Genomic DNA, 14,127 nt, shown 5'->3' on the forward strand with positions numbered 1-14,127 from the left:
GCCGGCTTGCCAAGCGGGCCGCGCATGATAAGCGTGGCGCGACACCCAGGGACCGGAGAGGCCCGCAGGAACGCCCGGAACACGCCAATGACCCGACCGCTCGACGGCCTGCTGGTCGTCTCCCTCGAACAGGCCATCGCCGCGCCCTACTGCACGCGCCAGCTCGCCGACCTCGGCGCCCGCGTCATCAAGGTGGAGCGGCCGGACGGCGGGGACTTTGCGCGCGCCTATGACGGCCGGGCGCGCGGGCTTTCCAGCCATTTCGTCTGGACGAACCGGTCCAAGGAGAGCCTCGCGCTCGACCTGAAGCAGGAGGCGGACCGCGCTGTCCTGCTGCGCTTGGTAGCCAGGGCCGACGTGTTCGTGCAGAACCTGGCGCCAGGCGCGGCGGACCGGCTGGGGCTCGACCATGCGACGCTGCGCGGCGCGCAGCCGCGGCTGATCACCTGCTCCATCTCCGGTTACGGCACCGGCGGACCCTATGAGACACGCAAGGCCTACGACCTGCTGATCCAGGCGGAGGCGGGCTTCCTGTCGGTGACCGGCACGCCCGACCATATGGCGAAGGCCGGCATCTCGGTTGCCGACATCGCCGCCGGCACCATGGCCTATCAGGGCATCCTTGCGGCGCTGCTGCAGCGCGGCCGCACCGGCGCCGGCGATCATGTCGAGGTGTCGATGCTGGAGGCGATGGCGGAATGGATGGGTTTCCCGATGTATTTCGCCACCGACGGAGCGACGCCACCGACCCGCGCCGGCGCGGGGCATGCGACGATCTTCCCCTATGGCCCTTTCGCGACCGCCGACTGCACGGTGCTGTTCGGCCTGCAGAACGACCGCGAGTGGAGAGCCTTCGCCACGGTCGTGCTGGGACGCGACGATCTTGCCTCCGATCCGCGCTTCAACGGCAATGACGGGCGCGCCGCGCATCGGGATGAACTGCAGACGGCGATCGACGCAGTGCTGTCCCGCCTGTCGACGGCCGAGGCGATCGAGCGGCTGGAGCGCGCCGGCATCGGGATGGCGCGGGTCAACGACATGGAAGGCCTGTGGCACCACCCGCAGCTCGCCGCGCGCGAACGCTGGACGAGCGTCGAGACGCCGCAGGGGCCGGTTCCCGCCCTGAAGCCGATCGCCGGCAGCTGGGAGCCGCGGATGGATCCGGTTCCGGCGCTGGGCGAGCACACCGCCGCCATCCTGGCGGAACTGGGAGTGGAACGGGAGGGTTCCGGAAAGATGGTTGGCTGAGCGACAAGCCTGCTGCGGACGTCATATTTAAATGACACCGCAACGGGGCAGTGCAACAAATGACACTGCAACCCCAACCGGAGTCGTATCCCTTGGACGAATATCGACTTGACGGTCGCTCGATCCTCATCCTGGAAGATGAGTACCTCATCGCCATGGACGTCGAGCAGTCCTGCCTGGAATGGGGGGCGAGCGAGGTGACGATCCTGCGAAGCCTCGATCAGATGCGCGATCAGCCCCTGGACCAGCCGCGCTTCGACGCGGCGATCGTCGACCTCCGCCTGGGCGGAGAATCGACGACCTATTTCGCCCGGGAACTGGCGAGGCGCCGCATACCCTTCGTCTTCGCGACCGGCCTGAGCGACGTCGGGGAACTCGCGGAAAGTTTCCCCGACGTGCCGGTGATCGGCAAGCCCTATTCCGGCGACGAACTCGTTCGCATCCTCGCCGCAGTCATCGCGCGGAGCCGGTCAAGCTGCAGCGCCTGACCCCATGACCTGCGCGGCGATCGCGTCCGGGCCGTAGTCGCCCTCGCCCTCGATCGAGAGGAGTTCCTGCAGGCGCACCCGCGCGCGGCTGACGCGGCTCTTGATGGTGCCGACGGCGCAGCCGCAGATCTCGGCTGCCTCCTCGTAGGAGAAGCCCGACGCACCGATAAGGATCACCGCTTCCCGCTGGTCTTCCGGCAGCCGCTCGAGCGCGGCGCGGAAGTCCTTGAGGTCGAGCGAGCCGTGCTGGCTCGGGTGAACGGCGAGCCTCGCCGTCATGGTCCCCTCGCTGTCCTGCACCTCGCGGCCGCGCTTGCGCATCTGCGAGTAGAATTCGTTGCGCAGGATGGTGAAGAGCCAGGCCTTGAGGTTCGTGCCGGGCTGGAAGCTCATCTGCTTGTCCCAGGCCTTGACCAGCGTCTCCTGGACGAGGTCGTCGGCCTTGTCGCTGTTGTGCGACAGCGAGACCGCGAATGCCCGCAGACTGGGAATGGCTCCGAGCAGCCCGGTCTTGAAATCGGCCCCGTGGCTCATTCGGCGTCTCCAGCCTTCTTGCGTTGGCTTTCTGCGGTTTCGAGCTGGCTGAGGAGGTCTGTGAACCGATCGGGGACTTCCGGAGACATCAACCCGTCGTAGTATTCGCGCAGCTTGCGGCCGATCTCGGAATTGGCGCCGAGCGGATCTTCACGACGCGGCTTGCCACCGGCCGAGCGCGTTTCTTTTTCGTTCATATGCTGTCTAACCCCTGCCTTGGCCAGCCACACCGTGCCCGGCGCCACGCCTATGTCGAGAGACCCGCCGCATGACGGACCTCGTTCGGTGCTGTAATGTGAGACCGGCAAAAAAGTTCCGGCCAAGGGAACTCTTTTCCACAGGACCCGTTTATCGGCATCGAACGCGCGGGCACCCGCGCGTTCACTCATGAGGGAGACACCGACATTATGAGCCTTTCCGCCAGTATCGCGCCCCATCTGCCCTATCTGCGTCGTTTCTCCAGAGCGGTGTCCGGGTCGCAGGCGAGCGGCGATGCGCTGGTAGCCGCCGTCCTGGAGGCGATCATCGCCGACATCAGCATCTTTCCGGATGCGTCCAATCCCAAGGTCGGGCTCTACAAGATTTTCGCCAAGCTGTTTTCTTCTATCGACGTCAAGGTTCCGACGAGCGCGCCGACTTCACCGTGGGAAGTTCGCGCCGCCGCCAGCCTCTCGTCGATTGCGCCACGCCCGCGGCAGGCCTTCGTGCTCGTCGCGGTGGAAGGCTTCAGCGACCGCGAGGGCGCCGAAATCCTGGACGTGAGCGAAGAGGAATTCTCCGACCTCCTCAACGAGGCTTCTTCGGAGATTTCCCGTCAGGTTGCCACCGACATCCTCATCATCGAGGACGAACCGCTGATCGCCATGGACATCGAGGAGATGGTCGAAAGCCTCGGCCACCGCGTCGTGGGGACCGCCCGCACCCACTCGGAAGCGACCGCGCTGTTCCGCAAGACGCAGCCGCGGATGGTGCTGGCCGACATCCAGCTGGCGGACGGCAGCTCGGGCATCGACGCCGTCAACGAGATTCTGGCGAACACGCCCGTTCCGGTGATCTTCATCACCGCATTTCCAGAGCGCCTGCTGACCGGCGAACGTCCCGAGCCGGCTTTCCTCGTGACCAAGCCGTTCAACCCCGACATGGTGAAGGCGCTGATCAGCCAGGCGTTGTTCTTCGACCGGCAGGCCAAGGCGGCCGCCTGACGGTCCGACACACATGCTCCACGGAGAGGCCGCCGCCCGGGCGGCCTTTTTGTTGGAACCACCCGAGACGAAGGCGCGTTGTCCCGATGTCGTGAAGGATGCAGTTCGAAACGGGAACGACCATCATGCTCTACTGGACATTGATCTTTCTCGTTCTCGCGCTCCTGGCGGGTGCCATGGGCTTCGGCGGCGTGGCGAGTGCGGCGGCCGTTATCGCGCAGGTCATGTTCTTCGTGTTCATGGGGTTGCTCGTGTGGTCGCTGGTGGCCGGAATGCGGCGCTCCGCGAGGTAAGCGAAGAGGTTCGGTGACCGGCTTTTCCCCCTCAGCCGGGTGCCGTGCGCCGGTTCGTGGATCGTCCATGGACCGGCGTCTTCGTTTCCCGGGGAACCTGATGCTGTCTGCTTCGTTGCGAAAAAAACAAGAATAACACGCTGTTGGCAGGGCGATCGACAACATGACCACACCCGGCGAGGATCAGAAGGGAACGACCCAGAGTCGGGTACGGGCGGGTAGCCCTGCAGGTTTCGACCGCGGGCTGCTCAGAGCGCTGCACAACACCAGCATTTCCGTCCTCTACCTCGATCGAAGCCTGCAATGCGTCTGGACGGAGAACAAGCCGGAAGGGTGGATCGGCGATGTCCTTTGCGGCAGCGAGGACGGCAAGGGACTGCTTGCGCTCGACGATGCGGACCGGCTGCGGAACGCACGCGAGGCGGCGCTTTCCGGCGACGAATGCAGCCATCTCGAGATCCGTTTTCCGGATGCGGCAGGGGTGCGCTGGTTCGAGATCTGGATCGACTCCGACCTTGATGGCCGCGAGGTGCGCGGCGTCATCACGACAGCTGTGGAGATCACCGAGCGGCGTCGCCGGGAAGACGCGCTGCGGATGCTGCTGCGCGAGGTAAGTCATCGGTCGAAGAACCTGCTGGCCATCATTCAGTCCATCGCCAACCAGACCGGGCGGTATTCCGGAACGGTCAGCGATTTCCTGCAGCGGTTTCGGGGGCGGCTCCAGTCTCTGGCGGCCTCGCAGGATCTGGTTACGTCGTCCAACTGGCGCGGTGCGGACCTGCACGAGCTGATCGCCGGGCAGGTGATCCGCTTCTGCCCGGATCCTGTCCGGAACCTCCGGCTGGAGGGCGGCAATCCCTATCTGAATCCGAACGCGGCGCTTCATGTCGGGCTTGCCTTGCACGAACTGGCCGTCAACGCGGTGAGCCATGGTGCCCTGTCGCGGCCGGACGGGATGGTGACGATCGCCGCACGGCCTCTCGCCGACGAGGGCGACGGCGAGGCGATGGAACTGATCTGGCGCGAAACGCTGGCGCCCAGTCAGGCTGCGACATCGCCGAACGGCCGGTTCGGCAGTCTCGCGCTCGAGCGCGTGGTTCCGGCCTCGCTGAACGGAACCGCGACGCTGACGATCGGATCGGGTGAACTGGTGTATCGCCTCGTCATGCCGCCCGAGAACTATGAACTCGGTTGACGGCGCGCGACAAAAGAAAGCCGGCCCGAAGGCCGGCAGGATTGGCGACGGAGACATGGGCGGGGGGCGTGTGTCTCCGTCGCCCGCCTTGCGATGGGGGATATCACAAGACGCTCCGCACAAACGGCCTGCACGGCGACTGGTTCCAGGGTTCCTGAACTTTTTTCTCCGAAGAGAGATTTTTCGCAGTCAGCACCGGTGACGGGCGTACTGCTGACGAGCGCTCCGGAACCTCCGGCTCCTTCCGGAGTTCAGGTAGCGCCGGTGATGCGCCGGGTTGGCCGAATTCTGCCGCGATCGTGGTTCTCGGACAAAATTGGGGCAAATTCTTCGGCGAAGCCTGTCGCGGGACGGGCAACCGGTCAATAATCAGGAGAACGGGAAATGATGAAGATTGTCTACGCAGCGTTCACGGCCCTCATGCTGGCCATCACGGGCTGCACCACGGCCGAGCAGGCGGGAACGGTCGGCGCGGTCGGCGGCGGCCTCATCGGCGCAGCCGCAGGCGGCACCCAGGGCGCGCTGATCGGCGCGGTTGCCGGCGGCGTCGGCGGCTATCTCATCGGCCGCACGGCCGACGGACGCTGCCGCTACCGCACCCGCGACGGCCGCACGGTCTACGACCGCTGCTACTGAGCATCCGGTCTTCCGGACGACGAGAAGGCCCGGCGGCGACGCCGGGCTTTTTTCATGGTCGTTGAAACGAGGCCTGCGGCGGTCAGGCGGCCTCGGCCGGCATCGCGCCGGGTCCGGGCGTGGCGCCGGGCGGGCATTTGCCGAGGATGATCATGCCGAGCACCTCGTCCTTGGTGACGTCCTGCGTCCGGGCGGTGCCGACCACCTGGCCGTTCTTCATGACGCAGACGCGGTCGGCGAGATCGAACACGTCGTGGATGTCGTGGCTGATCAGGAAGATGCCGATTCCGTCGGCCTTGAGCTGCTTGACGAGTTCGCCGACCTGCGCGGTTTCCTGCGGCCCGAGCGCTGCGGTCGGCTCGTCCATGATGAGGATGCGCGCATTGAACAGGATGGCGCGCGCGATGGCCACCGACTGGCGCTGGCCGCCCGACAGCTTCACCACCGGCTCCTTGAACCGCACGAAGCGCGGGTTGAGCCGGCCCATGACCTTGCGCGCCTCGGCTTCCATGGCGACATCGTCGAGCGTGCCCCAGGCGGTGACGATCTCGCGGCCGAGGAAGAGGTTGGCCGCGGCATCGACATTGTCGGCCAGCGCCAGCGTCTGGTAGATCGTCTCGATGCCGTAGGCCTTGGCGTCGCGCGGATTGGCGATGGTTGCTGCCTCGCCATTCACGCGGATTTCCCCGGCATCGCGCTTGTAAGCACCCGACAGGATCTTGATCAGCGTCGACTTGCCGGCACCGTTATGGCCGAGCAGCGCCACGACCTCACCCGGATAGAGATCGACGGAGGCATCGTCGACGGCACGGATGCCGCCGAAGGCGATGGAAATGTTCTTCAGTTCGACGAGCGGCGGACCCTTGCGTTCCATGATGGTCCCTCTCCTACTGCATCCGCTTGCGGTACATGGTGTCGAGCCAGACGGCCACCACCAGGACGAGGCCGACGACGATGTTCTGCAGCGGCGTGTCGACACCGAGCAGGATCATGCCGGTCGACAGCGACTGCATCAGCACAGCACCGATCATCGCGCCGGCGACCGTGCCGGCGCCGCCGGCGAGCGAAGTGCCGCCGATGACGGCTGCGGCGATGACGAGCAGCTCGTCCAGCGTGCCCTGCGCGTTGGTGGCGGCGTTGAGGCGGGCAGTGGAAATGGCGGCGCCGATGGCGGCGAGCGCGCCCATGACCATGAAGATCTTCATCGTCACCCAGCGGGTGTTGATGCCGGCGAGTTCGGCCGCCTCGGGATTGCCGCCGATGGCGAAGACGTAGCGGCCGAAGCGCGTGCGGGTGGAGACGAAGGACATGACGACGCCGACGCCGATGGCGATCAGCACCGGAATGGCGATGCCGTGGGCGATGAACAGCCCGCCCTCGGGAAGGGTGATGTTGTTGTCGCGCGCGTAGTTGCGCACGATGCCGATGGGCCAGGGATAGGAATTGGCGATCCACACGGCGCCGAGAATGGCAGCGCAGGCGACGCCGCCGAGGAAGAACTCGGCCCAGACCGGCCGCAGCGGGAAGCGGAAGCGCTTGCGCTGGCTGCGACCGTTGAACAGCATGAACACGACGGCCGCGCAGGCGATGAGACCGACGATCCAGCTCGCGGTCGCGCCGATGGAGCCCGCCGGGCCGCCGCCCATCAGGCGGAAGGTCTCGTCCATGGGCGCCACCGTGCGGCCCGAAGTGACCCACCAGGCCGCCCCGCGCCAGACCAGCAGGCCGCCGAGCGTGACGATGAAGGCCGGTACGCCGAGGAAGGCGATGACGTAACCCTGCGCTGCGCCGATGAGAATGCCGACCAGGAGGCCGACGAGAAGCGCGATGACCCAGATGGCCGGATGGCCGAAATCGAGGTAGCGCGGCAGGATCTCGGCCTGCGTGACGCCGATGATCATGCCGACGAAGCCGAGCACCGAACCGACCGACAGGTCGATGTTGCGGGTGACGATGACGAGCACCATGCCGGTGGCCATGACCGCCACCGAAGACGACTGCACCGACAGGTTCCAGAGGTTGCGCGGCGTGAGAAACAGGCCGTCGGAGAAGATGTGGAAGCCGAGCCAGATGACGAGCAGCGCGCCGATCATGCCCAGCATGCGCGTGTCGAGCTCGGTGGCCTTCAGGAAGGCGGCCATCGGGCCGAGTTCCGTCGACCGGGCGCGATCCGGGGATGCCGTCGAGGTCGCGTCGGACATGGTTTCCTCCCCGTGGGGCTGCTTCGCCGGACCGTCTTGCGCGGCTGTCGGCGCGGATGTTCCAAGGTCAGATTAGGCTTGCGCCGCGGCTTTCGTCAAACCGCGGCGCAATCCAGGTCGGGTCGTTCAGATCAGTTGCAGGCTGCGACGCTGCCGGCCGAAACGCCCTGGCAGAGCGCTTCCTTGGAGATCCAGCCGGCATCGACCACCGTGGCGAGGTTGTCCTTGGTGATCGGGACGGGGGTCAGGAACACCGCGTCGACTTCCTTGCCGCCGGGGGTGGTGAACTTCACCGCATTTGCGATGGCGCTCATCTCGGTGCCGTCGGCCAGTGCCGAAGCGATCTCGGCTGCGTTCTTGCCGAGTTCGCGCGCGTCCTTCCAGACCGACACGGTCTGGGTGCCGAGCGCGACGCGGTTGAGCGCCGCATGGTCGCCGTCCTGGCCCGAGACCGGGATGCCCTGCAGGCCCTGCGCCGTGAGCGCCGCGACGACGCCGCCGGCCGTGCCGTCGTTGGACGCAACGACCGCATCGACGGCGTTGTTGTTGGCCGTCAGGATCTGCTCCATGTTCTTCTGGGCATTGGCCGGCAGCCAGCCGTCGGTATAGGCCTCGCCGACATTCTTGACCTTGCCGGAATCGATGGCTTCCTTGAGCACTTCCATCTGGCCGGAGAAGAGGAAGTCGGCGTTCGGGTCGGACGACGAACCCTTGATGAAGGCGTAGTTGCCCTCGGGCTTGACCTTGAATACCTCGCGGGCCTGCATGCGGCCCACTTCCTTGTTGTCGAAGGTCAGGTAGAAGGCGTTCTCGTTCTCGATCAGACGGTCGTAGCCGACCACCGGGATGCCTTCGTTGACGGCCTTCTCGACCGCCGGGCCGATGGCCGAGGCGTCCTGGGCAAGGATGATCAGGGCATCGGCACCCTGGGCGATCAGCGCCTCGACGTCGGTGAGCTGCTTGGCGGCCGACGACTGGGCGTCGGCGGAAATGTACTTGTCGCCGGCGGCCTCGATGGCGGCCTTCATCGCGGCTTCGTCGGTCTTCCAGCGCTCCTCCTGGAAGTTGGACCACGAAACGCCGATGGTCTTGTCCTTGGCGAGCGCGCCGCCAGCAAACGACAGGCTGAATACGGCGCAGCTGAGCGCCAAAATCGTCTTCTTCATGCTATCCTCCCGGTGCATCGTTGCACATGCAGAACCGGCACGGGTCCCTGCACGGCGGGACCGTCCGGCAACCAGCCTCTTTAATTCGAGGCTCGAAAAAAATAGTGACTTACCGCGCAAGCCGTGTCAACATGAATCTGGAGCGACCTAACTTATTGCAATGCAACATTCTTTCTGCTGCAGTGCAGTCATGTGGTTCGCGAAGGAGGAAACGGCCGCAATGACGGCGATCACGCGATCCGACGACGTGCGGCGGCAGAACCGGCGCGTGGTGATTTCGGTACTGCGGCGCCACGGGCGCCTGTCGCGCACGGACATCTGTGCCTCGACCGGACTGTCGGCCTCCACGGTCTCGGCCATCACCGCCGACCTGATCGGTGAGACCATCCTGCGCGAGGTGCGCGACGCAGAAGCGACGGGCGCGCGCCGCGGGCGCCCCCAGGTGGCGCTGGGCCTCAACCCGGAGGCGGCGACGGTGATCGCGGTCGTCCTGTCGATGAATTCGCTGTCGGCGGCGCTGATCAACTATGCGGGCGACGTGGTGGCGACGGTGCAGCGCAGGCTGCCGACGCTGACCTTGCCGCGCGACGAACTGGTGCATGCGGCCGTCGCCATCACCGGCGACATGATCGCGCGGTCCGCGAAGGCCGGCACGCGGGTACGCCGCATCGTCTTCGGCGTGCAGGGCATCACGGATTCGCAGTCGCGCATGCTGTTGTGGTCGCCGATCACCCAGCACACCGACCTCGGTTTCGCCGACGCGGTGGAGGACGCCTTCGGCATCCCGACCACCATCGAGAACGACTGCAACATGATCGCGCTGGCACTGCGCGAGCACAGGCCGGACCAGACCCGCGACAATTTCATCGCCGTCATGCTGTCGCACGGCATCGGCATGGGACTGGTGCTGAAGGGCCAGCTGTTCATGGGCACGACCTCCTCGGGCGCCGAGTTCGGCCACATGAACCACGTTCCGGAGGGCGCGCTCTGCCGCTGCGGCAAGCGCGGCTGCGTGGAGGCCTATGCCGGCAACTATGCCATCTGGCGCAGCGCCAGGGGCCTGCCGGAGGAGGACGCGCCGGCGATCGACATCGGCGACGAGGAAATGCAGGCGCTGGCCGACCTGGCGCGCGACCATGACGGGCCGGAGCGCGAGGCCTACCGCCGCGCCGGCGAGGCGCTGGGCTACGGGCTGGGCTCATTGTTCTCGCTGATCGACCCGGCGCCGGTGATCTTCATCGGCCAGGGCGCGCGGGCCTACGACCTGATCGAGGCGCCGATGCGCGAGGCGATGGCCAAGACGGCGGGCGGCCAGCACCACCGGTTGCCGCGCTTCGAGACCGAACCGGACGAGCGGCCGCTGATCCGCGAGGGCTGCGCCAGCCTGGCGCTGACCTTCGTCGACCGCGACATCTTTGCGGCGGGCGCGGCCGGGCCGCAGGACCTCCAGCGCGAGATCGCCTGAAAGGCGGCGATGCGCCTCAGCCCGGCGTCCAGGCCACGGCCGGGCGGCCGCGCTCGACGATGTAGAAACCATCGGCGTCGAGCCGCTGCCAGGCGCCGGCCTCGCCGTCGGGCCAGAGCACGCGCAGCTCGGCGGACGTCGCCTCGCCCAACCCGAAATGCCGCCATCCGGCCTGGCCGGACGCATGCCCCCCGCCGACCGTCACCTCGCGCCGCTGGACGCGATCGCCCGTGCGGACCTCGATCCAGGCGCCGATCGCATCGCGGTTGCCGCCCGGCTGTCGCAGTTCAAGCTGGAGCCAGCGGCCCGGCAGAGCCTCGGCGCTGCGCCAGACCTGCGCGGACGTCCAGCGGTTCACCACCAGCATGTCGAGCCGTCCGTCGAGGTTGAAGTCGGCGAGCGCCCCGCCGCGGCCGATCGCGGTGCTGGCGACGCCGGCCGTGTCACCGGCTTCGAGGAAGGTGCCGTCCGGCTTCTGCAGCAGGAGATTGTTGGGGTCCTCAGCCGCGAAATCGGGCATTTCGGCGACATTGCCCTTGACGACGAAGAGATCCGCCCGGCCGTCATTGTTGACGTCGTCGAACTGCGCATGCCAGGCGGTCGACGGCTTGACCATGTCCCCGACATAGGGGCGGTGGGCGGTGACGCCGCGCGCGAAGGCGACGTCCTTGAAATCCGGCAGCGGCCCGCCGGCCGCAACGGGATCGGAAAGCGCCTGCAGCTTGTTGTCGGCCATGCTGGTCAGGAAATATTCGGGGTAGCCGTCGAGATCGACATCGTGGCTGGCGATGCCCATGCCCCAGATCTTGAGCGACTTCCACCCGTCGGAGGGTCCGTAGACGGTCGCGGCCTCGCCCGGCGCCAGACGCCAGAGCTGCTCCTGGCCACCCTTGTAGTACTCGCGGTCGTTGGAGACACGCAGGTCGGGCCTGCCCGACCGGTTCCAGTCGGTGAACAGGATGGAGAGCGCGCAGTAGCTGGGCACCAGCGGCTGCGGCGGGGCGAACGCCATCGCTGCGGCACCGGCCGGTCGGTGCAGCGAGTTGTCGGTGCAGGAGCCCCAGGGAAACGCCTCCTCCTTGCGGTCGATGTAGTTGCCGACGGCGAGCGTCGGCAAGGCCATGCCACGCTCCCAGGTCGCAGCGAAAGCCGTCGACCAGGCGTCGCCGCCGTCGAAGCCCCAGGCCTCGTTGGCGCGCTCGAACCGGCATTGGCCCAGCCCGCGCATGGCGAGGTTCTCGCCGACGCGCAGCAGCACGACGTCCTGGATGCCGTCGCCGTCGACGTCGAGCGGCCAGGCTCCGGAGACGCCCTCGACTTCGAGGCCGCTTTCCAACCGCTCGAAGCGCAGCGTGCCGCCGACGTCGCTCGCGTTGCGGTACAGGGACGCCACCCCTGCCCCGCCCGCAATCAGTGCATCGGCCTTGCGGTCGCCGTCGCAGTCGAACACGGCCGTGCCGCCGCCGACCATGTATTCCCATTCGCCGGCATAGACGGTGTCAATGCCGGACGACGCCGTCTCCTCGACGAAACGGGGGACGACGACCGCCTCCTGCGCCGCGGCTTGCGCCGCCGCGAGCAGGGACGCGGCCGCCAGCAGCGGCAGGAGCCGACGGGTGTGGCGAGCGGTCAATTCCGGGTCCTCAGGGCCGTCACGTAGGCGCCGATGCAGCGGCCCTGCTCGAGCCCGCGCTCGATGGCGGCGCGGAAATGAATGCCGCCATAGAGACGCGACAGCGCGGCTTCCTCCGCCGCCGCCCAGAAACTCGCATAGGAGCGCGCCGGCAGTCCGTCGTCGACATGGGTGGCGTCCTCAAACGCGCGATCGGCGCCGAAGAGCCCGGCGAGAACCGCCGCTGCGGCACCGGACTGCGTGCTGTGGCCGCTCGGATATTCCGGGAAGGGCGGGGTGATGAGGATCGGCTCCCATTTCGGATCGATGACGCGGTGGATGTAGGTGACCGGGCGGATCAGGTCATATTCGAACTTGGCGTGCCAGCAGCCGATGAAGGCATCGGCCATGCCGGTGCCGAGCAGCGCGAGAGCCTCGGCCGTTCGGGCCGCGTCGGCGCCGTCATCCTCCAGGACCTGCAGCGCGATCGAGATCCAGTGGCCGGGCGGCGTGGGCGAGAGCATGGGATCGTCGGACCAGAAGCGCGCGATTTCCCGCTGCTCGGGCGTGAGATCGCGCACGGTGCGGTATACCTCCGCCGCCTCGCGGTAGAACGCGCTGCCGGGGTCTTCCGAATAGGCGGGGGGCGCAGGGATGCCGCAGGCGCTTCCGTCGGGCATCGCGAAGGTCCGGTTCGATCCCCAGCCGGGCAGGAGCGGCGCCTGCTGCTGGGCGACGAGGCTTGTGGGAACCCAGGCGTCCGGCGCGGCGCGCGGCCGGTAGGTCGCCGGAAACCCCATGTTCTCGACGACCGCGCCGCCATCGCCGCGCGACCAGGCGAGGATGTGGGCGGCGATCGCCTGCCCGTGCGCTTCGCTGCGCGCGACGGTTCCGGCGGGAAGGCCCGCGGCTGCCTTTGCCTGCAGCTTCTTGCCGAAGGACGAGATGGCGCGCTGGCCTGTCGGCCCGGTGTTGGAAAAGAGCTCGCGGACCACGTCGGCCATCGCTGCCTGGACGACGACCGCATCGGCATAGTCCCGTCCGCCTTCGCGCGACGGCAGGGGCTCAAGGCCGTTGAGCTGGCCGGCGAGCGAGTTCAGCCGCGCGTCGCCGGTGGCGAGCGCCTCGAAGGCGGCGATGCCGAGATAGGCGAAGGCACGGCTGGCGACCGGCGGCGAATAGGTCGGCGTGTGCCGGACGAGCTCGAGGGTGAGGCGGTACCAGTCGCGGATCGGCTCGACCGCGGCGCGGTCGTCCGCTCGGGCGGCCGACGCGACGCCGAACAGGGCCAGAACGAGGATGACGAACGGGGCGACGATCCTGCCAAGCAAAGCCATCGATGATCCTCCCCACCGGCCCGAACGGCCGCGCGGGGAAGAAAGCACAGCCGGGAGGGAAAGGACAAGGGCGGGCGGGGGCAAGCGCCGCTCCGGCACCTCCGGCTCCGCCCATCACCCCGCGGCGCGGTCGATCACTTCCTCCGCCCACTGGTTGAGGCTCTTTCCGGAAAGCTCGGCCGCGAGGGCTGCCTTGCGGTGCACCTCCGGGCTGACGCGGAACATCATCTTGCCCGAATAGGGCTTCTGCGGTTCCTTTCCGATCCTGGCGCAGGTTTCGAGATAGTCGTCCACGGCTTCGTGGAAGGCTGTCCGCAACGCCTCGACGTTGTCTGCATGAAAACCAACGCCGTCCCGGATGCCCGCGATCTGGCCGAACAGGATCCCGTCCTCGTCGTCATACTCAATGCGGGCAGAATAGCCCTTGAAGGTCATCACGTTGTTCATGGCTTGATTCCCAACCTGATCAGGAACGCCCGGGCGGCACGCACCTGATAGCGCTTTGCTTCCTTGGCCGGATGGGGACGATGAAAGCTCTCGACCTCACCATCCTTCTCGAAACGAACACGAGAGCCGTTTCCCTCGACGATCCGGCATCCGACCGCAACGAGCAGGCTTTCCACGGCAGTCCATTCTAAGGCGCCCGATACCGGGTCCTTGAAAAGCGTCGCGAGGGTCTTCCGCTGCTTTCCGTTCATGGCAGCAATATACCGGCTGCTAGCACTTCGTGCAAGCATCTGCGGTTCGTGC

The 14,127-nt window shown here is 67.1% G+C and carries 16 protein-coding genes; 7 read left to right on the top strand and 9 right to left on the bottom strand.

All coding sequences use genetic code 11. From position 1 onward, the window contains the following. Positions 1-87 precede the first annotated feature (87 nt). Both N1F91_RS21030 and N1F91_RS21035 read left to right on the top strand, forming a co-directional pair. A complete protein-coding gene (locus tag N1F91_RS21030) occupies positions 88-1,248 on the top strand; it encodes a CaiB/BaiF CoA-transferase family protein (RefSeq protein ID WP_289995178.1) in 1,161 nt (386 codons plus the stop codon). Between the two features lie 92 nt (positions 1,249-1,340). Beyond that, positions 1,341-1,736 carry a response regulator gene (locus N1F91_RS21035; protein WP_289995180.1) on the top strand — a complete coding sequence of 132 codons (396 nt, stop codon included), beginning with the start codon at positions 1,341-1,343 and terminating at the stop codon, positions 1,734-1,736. On the opposite strand, the gene N1F91_RS21040 is transcribed toward N1F91_RS21035, so the two are convergent. Together N1F91_RS21040 and N1F91_RS21045 are read right to left on the bottom strand one after the other, a co-directional pair. After that, positions 1,719-2,270, bottom strand: coding sequence for a sigma-70 family RNA polymerase sigma factor (locus N1F91_RS21040; RefSeq protein ID WP_289995182.1), 552 nt, complete (start codon positions 2,268-2,270; stop codon positions 1,719-1,721). The genes N1F91_RS21035 and N1F91_RS21040 overlap by 18 nt on opposite strands. Then, a complete protein-coding gene (locus N1F91_RS21045; protein ID WP_289995267.1) occupies positions 2,267-2,467 on the bottom strand; it encodes a NepR family anti-sigma factor in 201 nt (66 codons plus the stop codon). The genes N1F91_RS21040 and N1F91_RS21045 overlap by 4 nt, the downstream gene beginning before the upstream one ends. A 210-nt stretch (positions 2,468-2,677) precedes the next feature. Here N1F91_RS21045 and N1F91_RS21050 point away from each other — a divergent pair, with 210 nt between their 5' ends. The 4 genes from N1F91_RS21050 (at position 2,678) to N1F91_RS21065 (ending at position 5,596) form a co-directional block, all read left to right on the top strand. After that, positions 2,678-3,472: a response regulator gene (locus N1F91_RS21050; protein ID WP_289995184.1), complete on the top strand. Its 795-nt coding sequence runs from the start codon at positions 2,678-2,680 to the stop codon at positions 3,470-3,472. 125 nt (positions 3,473-3,597) lie between these two features. Beyond that, entirely contained in the window at positions 3,598-3,765 is a 168-nt protein-coding gene (locus N1F91_RS21055; RefSeq protein WP_289995268.1) for a DUF1328 domain-containing protein, read from the top strand. A 163-nt stretch (positions 3,766-3,928) separates the two neighbouring features. After that, the gene (locus tag N1F91_RS21060) at positions 3,929-4,960 is read left to right on the top strand and encodes a PAS domain-containing sensor histidine kinase (RefSeq protein WP_289995185.1); all 1,032 of its coding nucleotides are present in this window, start codon (positions 3,929-3,931) and stop codon (positions 4,958-4,960) included. Positions 4,961-5,347: 387 nt separating this feature from the next. Then, on the top strand, positions 5,348-5,596 hold the full coding sequence (locus N1F91_RS21065; RefSeq protein WP_289995270.1) for a glycine zipper domain-containing protein: 249 nt from the start codon (positions 5,348-5,350) through the stop codon (positions 5,594-5,596). An 82-nt stretch (positions 5,597-5,678) separates the two neighbouring features. Here the strand turns inward: N1F91_RS21065 and N1F91_RS21070 are convergent, their stop codons facing one another. The 3 genes from N1F91_RS21070 to xylF form a co-directional block, all read right to left on the bottom strand. Then, entirely contained in the window at positions 5,679-6,470 is a 792-nt protein-coding gene (locus N1F91_RS21070; RefSeq protein WP_289995186.1) for an ATP-binding cassette domain-containing protein, read from the bottom strand. A gap of 13 nt (positions 6,471-6,483) precedes the next feature. Beyond that, positions 6,484-7,797: a sugar ABC transporter permease gene (locus tag N1F91_RS21075; RefSeq protein WP_289995187.1), complete on the bottom strand. Its 1,314-nt coding sequence runs from the start codon at positions 7,795-7,797 to the stop codon at positions 6,484-6,486. 131 nt (positions 7,798-7,928) lie between these two features. Next, entirely contained in the window at positions 7,929-8,963 is a 1,035-nt protein-coding gene (gene xylF / locus N1F91_RS21080) for a D-xylose ABC transporter substrate-binding protein (protein ID WP_289995189.1), read from the bottom strand. A 220-nt stretch (positions 8,964-9,183) separates the two neighbouring features. Between xylF and N1F91_RS21085 the strand changes: the two genes are divergently transcribed. Further along, the gene (locus N1F91_RS21085; RefSeq protein ID WP_289995190.1) at positions 9,184-10,428 is read left to right on the top strand and encodes an ROK family protein; all 1,245 of its coding nucleotides are present in this window, start codon (positions 9,184-9,186) and stop codon (positions 10,426-10,428) included. Positions 10,429-10,444: 16 nt separating this feature from the next. Here the strand turns inward: N1F91_RS21085 and N1F91_RS21090 are convergent, their stop codons facing one another. The 4 genes from N1F91_RS21090 to N1F91_RS21105 form a co-directional block, all read right to left on the bottom strand. Beyond that, positions 10,445-12,061, bottom strand: coding sequence for a CRTAC1 family protein (locus N1F91_RS21090; protein WP_289995192.1), 1,617 nt, complete (start codon positions 12,059-12,061; stop codon positions 10,445-10,447). After that, a complete protein-coding gene (locus N1F91_RS21095) occupies positions 12,058-13,377 on the bottom strand; it encodes a vanadium-dependent haloperoxidase (RefSeq protein WP_289995193.1) in 1,320 nt (439 codons plus the stop codon). Before N1F91_RS21095 ends, N1F91_RS21090 begins: the two co-directional genes overlap by 4 nt. A 114-nt stretch (positions 13,378-13,491) precedes the next feature. Beyond that, a complete protein-coding gene (locus N1F91_RS21100) occupies positions 13,492-13,824 on the bottom strand; it encodes a type II toxin-antitoxin system HicB family antitoxin (protein WP_289995194.1) in 333 nt (110 codons plus the stop codon). Beyond that, a complete protein-coding gene (locus N1F91_RS21105; RefSeq protein ID WP_289995196.1) occupies positions 13,821-14,075 on the bottom strand; it encodes a type II toxin-antitoxin system HicA family toxin in 255 nt (84 codons plus the stop codon). The genes N1F91_RS21100 and N1F91_RS21105 overlap by 4 nt, the downstream gene beginning before the upstream one ends. Positions 14,076-14,127 lie beyond the last annotated feature (52 nt).

The organism is Aquibium sp. ELW1220, assembly GCF_030398385.1.
GTDB lineage: Bacteria > Pseudomonadota > Alphaproteobacteria > Rhizobiales > Rhizobiaceae > Aquibium.

Coding starts and splice junctions, on each gene's coding strand:
- N1F91_RS21030 (WP_289995178.1), top strand. CDS start 88: ATGACCCGACCGCTCGACGGCCTGCTGGTCGTCTCCCTCGAACAGGCC.
- N1F91_RS21040 (WP_289995182.1), bottom strand. CDS start 2,270: ATGAGCCACGGGGCCGATTTCAAGACCGGGCTGCTCGGAGCCATTCCC.
- N1F91_RS21045 (WP_289995267.1), bottom strand. CDS start 2,467: ATGAACGAAAAAGAAACGCGCTCGGCCGGTGGCAAGCCGCGTCGTGAA.
- N1F91_RS21050 (WP_289995184.1), top strand. CDS start 2,678: ATGAGCCTTTCCGCCAGTATCGCGCCCCATCTGCCCTATCTGCGTCGT.
- N1F91_RS21055 (WP_289995268.1), top strand. CDS start 3,598: ATGCTCTACTGGACATTGATCTTTCTCGTTCTCGCGCTCCTGGCGGGT.
- N1F91_RS21060 (WP_289995185.1), top strand. CDS start 3,929: ATGACCACACCCGGCGAGGATCAGAAGGGAACGACCCAGAGTCGGGTA.
- N1F91_RS21065 (WP_289995270.1), top strand. CDS start 5,348: ATGAAGATTGTCTACGCAGCGTTCACGGCCCTCATGCTGGCCATCACG.
- N1F91_RS21070 (WP_289995186.1), bottom strand. CDS start 6,470: ATGGAACGCAAGGGTCCGCCGCTCGTCGAACTGAAGAACATTTCCATC.
- N1F91_RS21075 (WP_289995187.1), bottom strand. CDS start 7,797: ATGTCCGACGCGACCTCGACGGCATCCCCGGATCGCGCCCGGTCGACG.
- xylF (WP_289995189.1), bottom strand. CDS start 8,963: ATGAAGAAGACGATTTTGGCGCTCAGCTGCGCCGTATTCAGCCTGTCG.
- N1F91_RS21085 (WP_289995190.1), top strand. CDS start 9,184: ATGACGGCGATCACGCGATCCGACGACGTGCGGCGGCAGAACCGGCGC.
- N1F91_RS21095 (WP_289995193.1), bottom strand. CDS start 13,377: ATGGCTTTGCTTGGCAGGATCGTCGCCCCGTTCGTCATCCTCGTTCTG.
- N1F91_RS21100 (WP_289995194.1), bottom strand. CDS start 13,824: ATGAACAACGTGATGACCTTCAAGGGCTATTCTGCCCGCATTGAGTAT.
- N1F91_RS21105 (WP_289995196.1), bottom strand. CDS start 14,075: ATGAACGGAAAGCAGCGGAAGACCCTCGCGACGCTTTTCAAGGACCCG.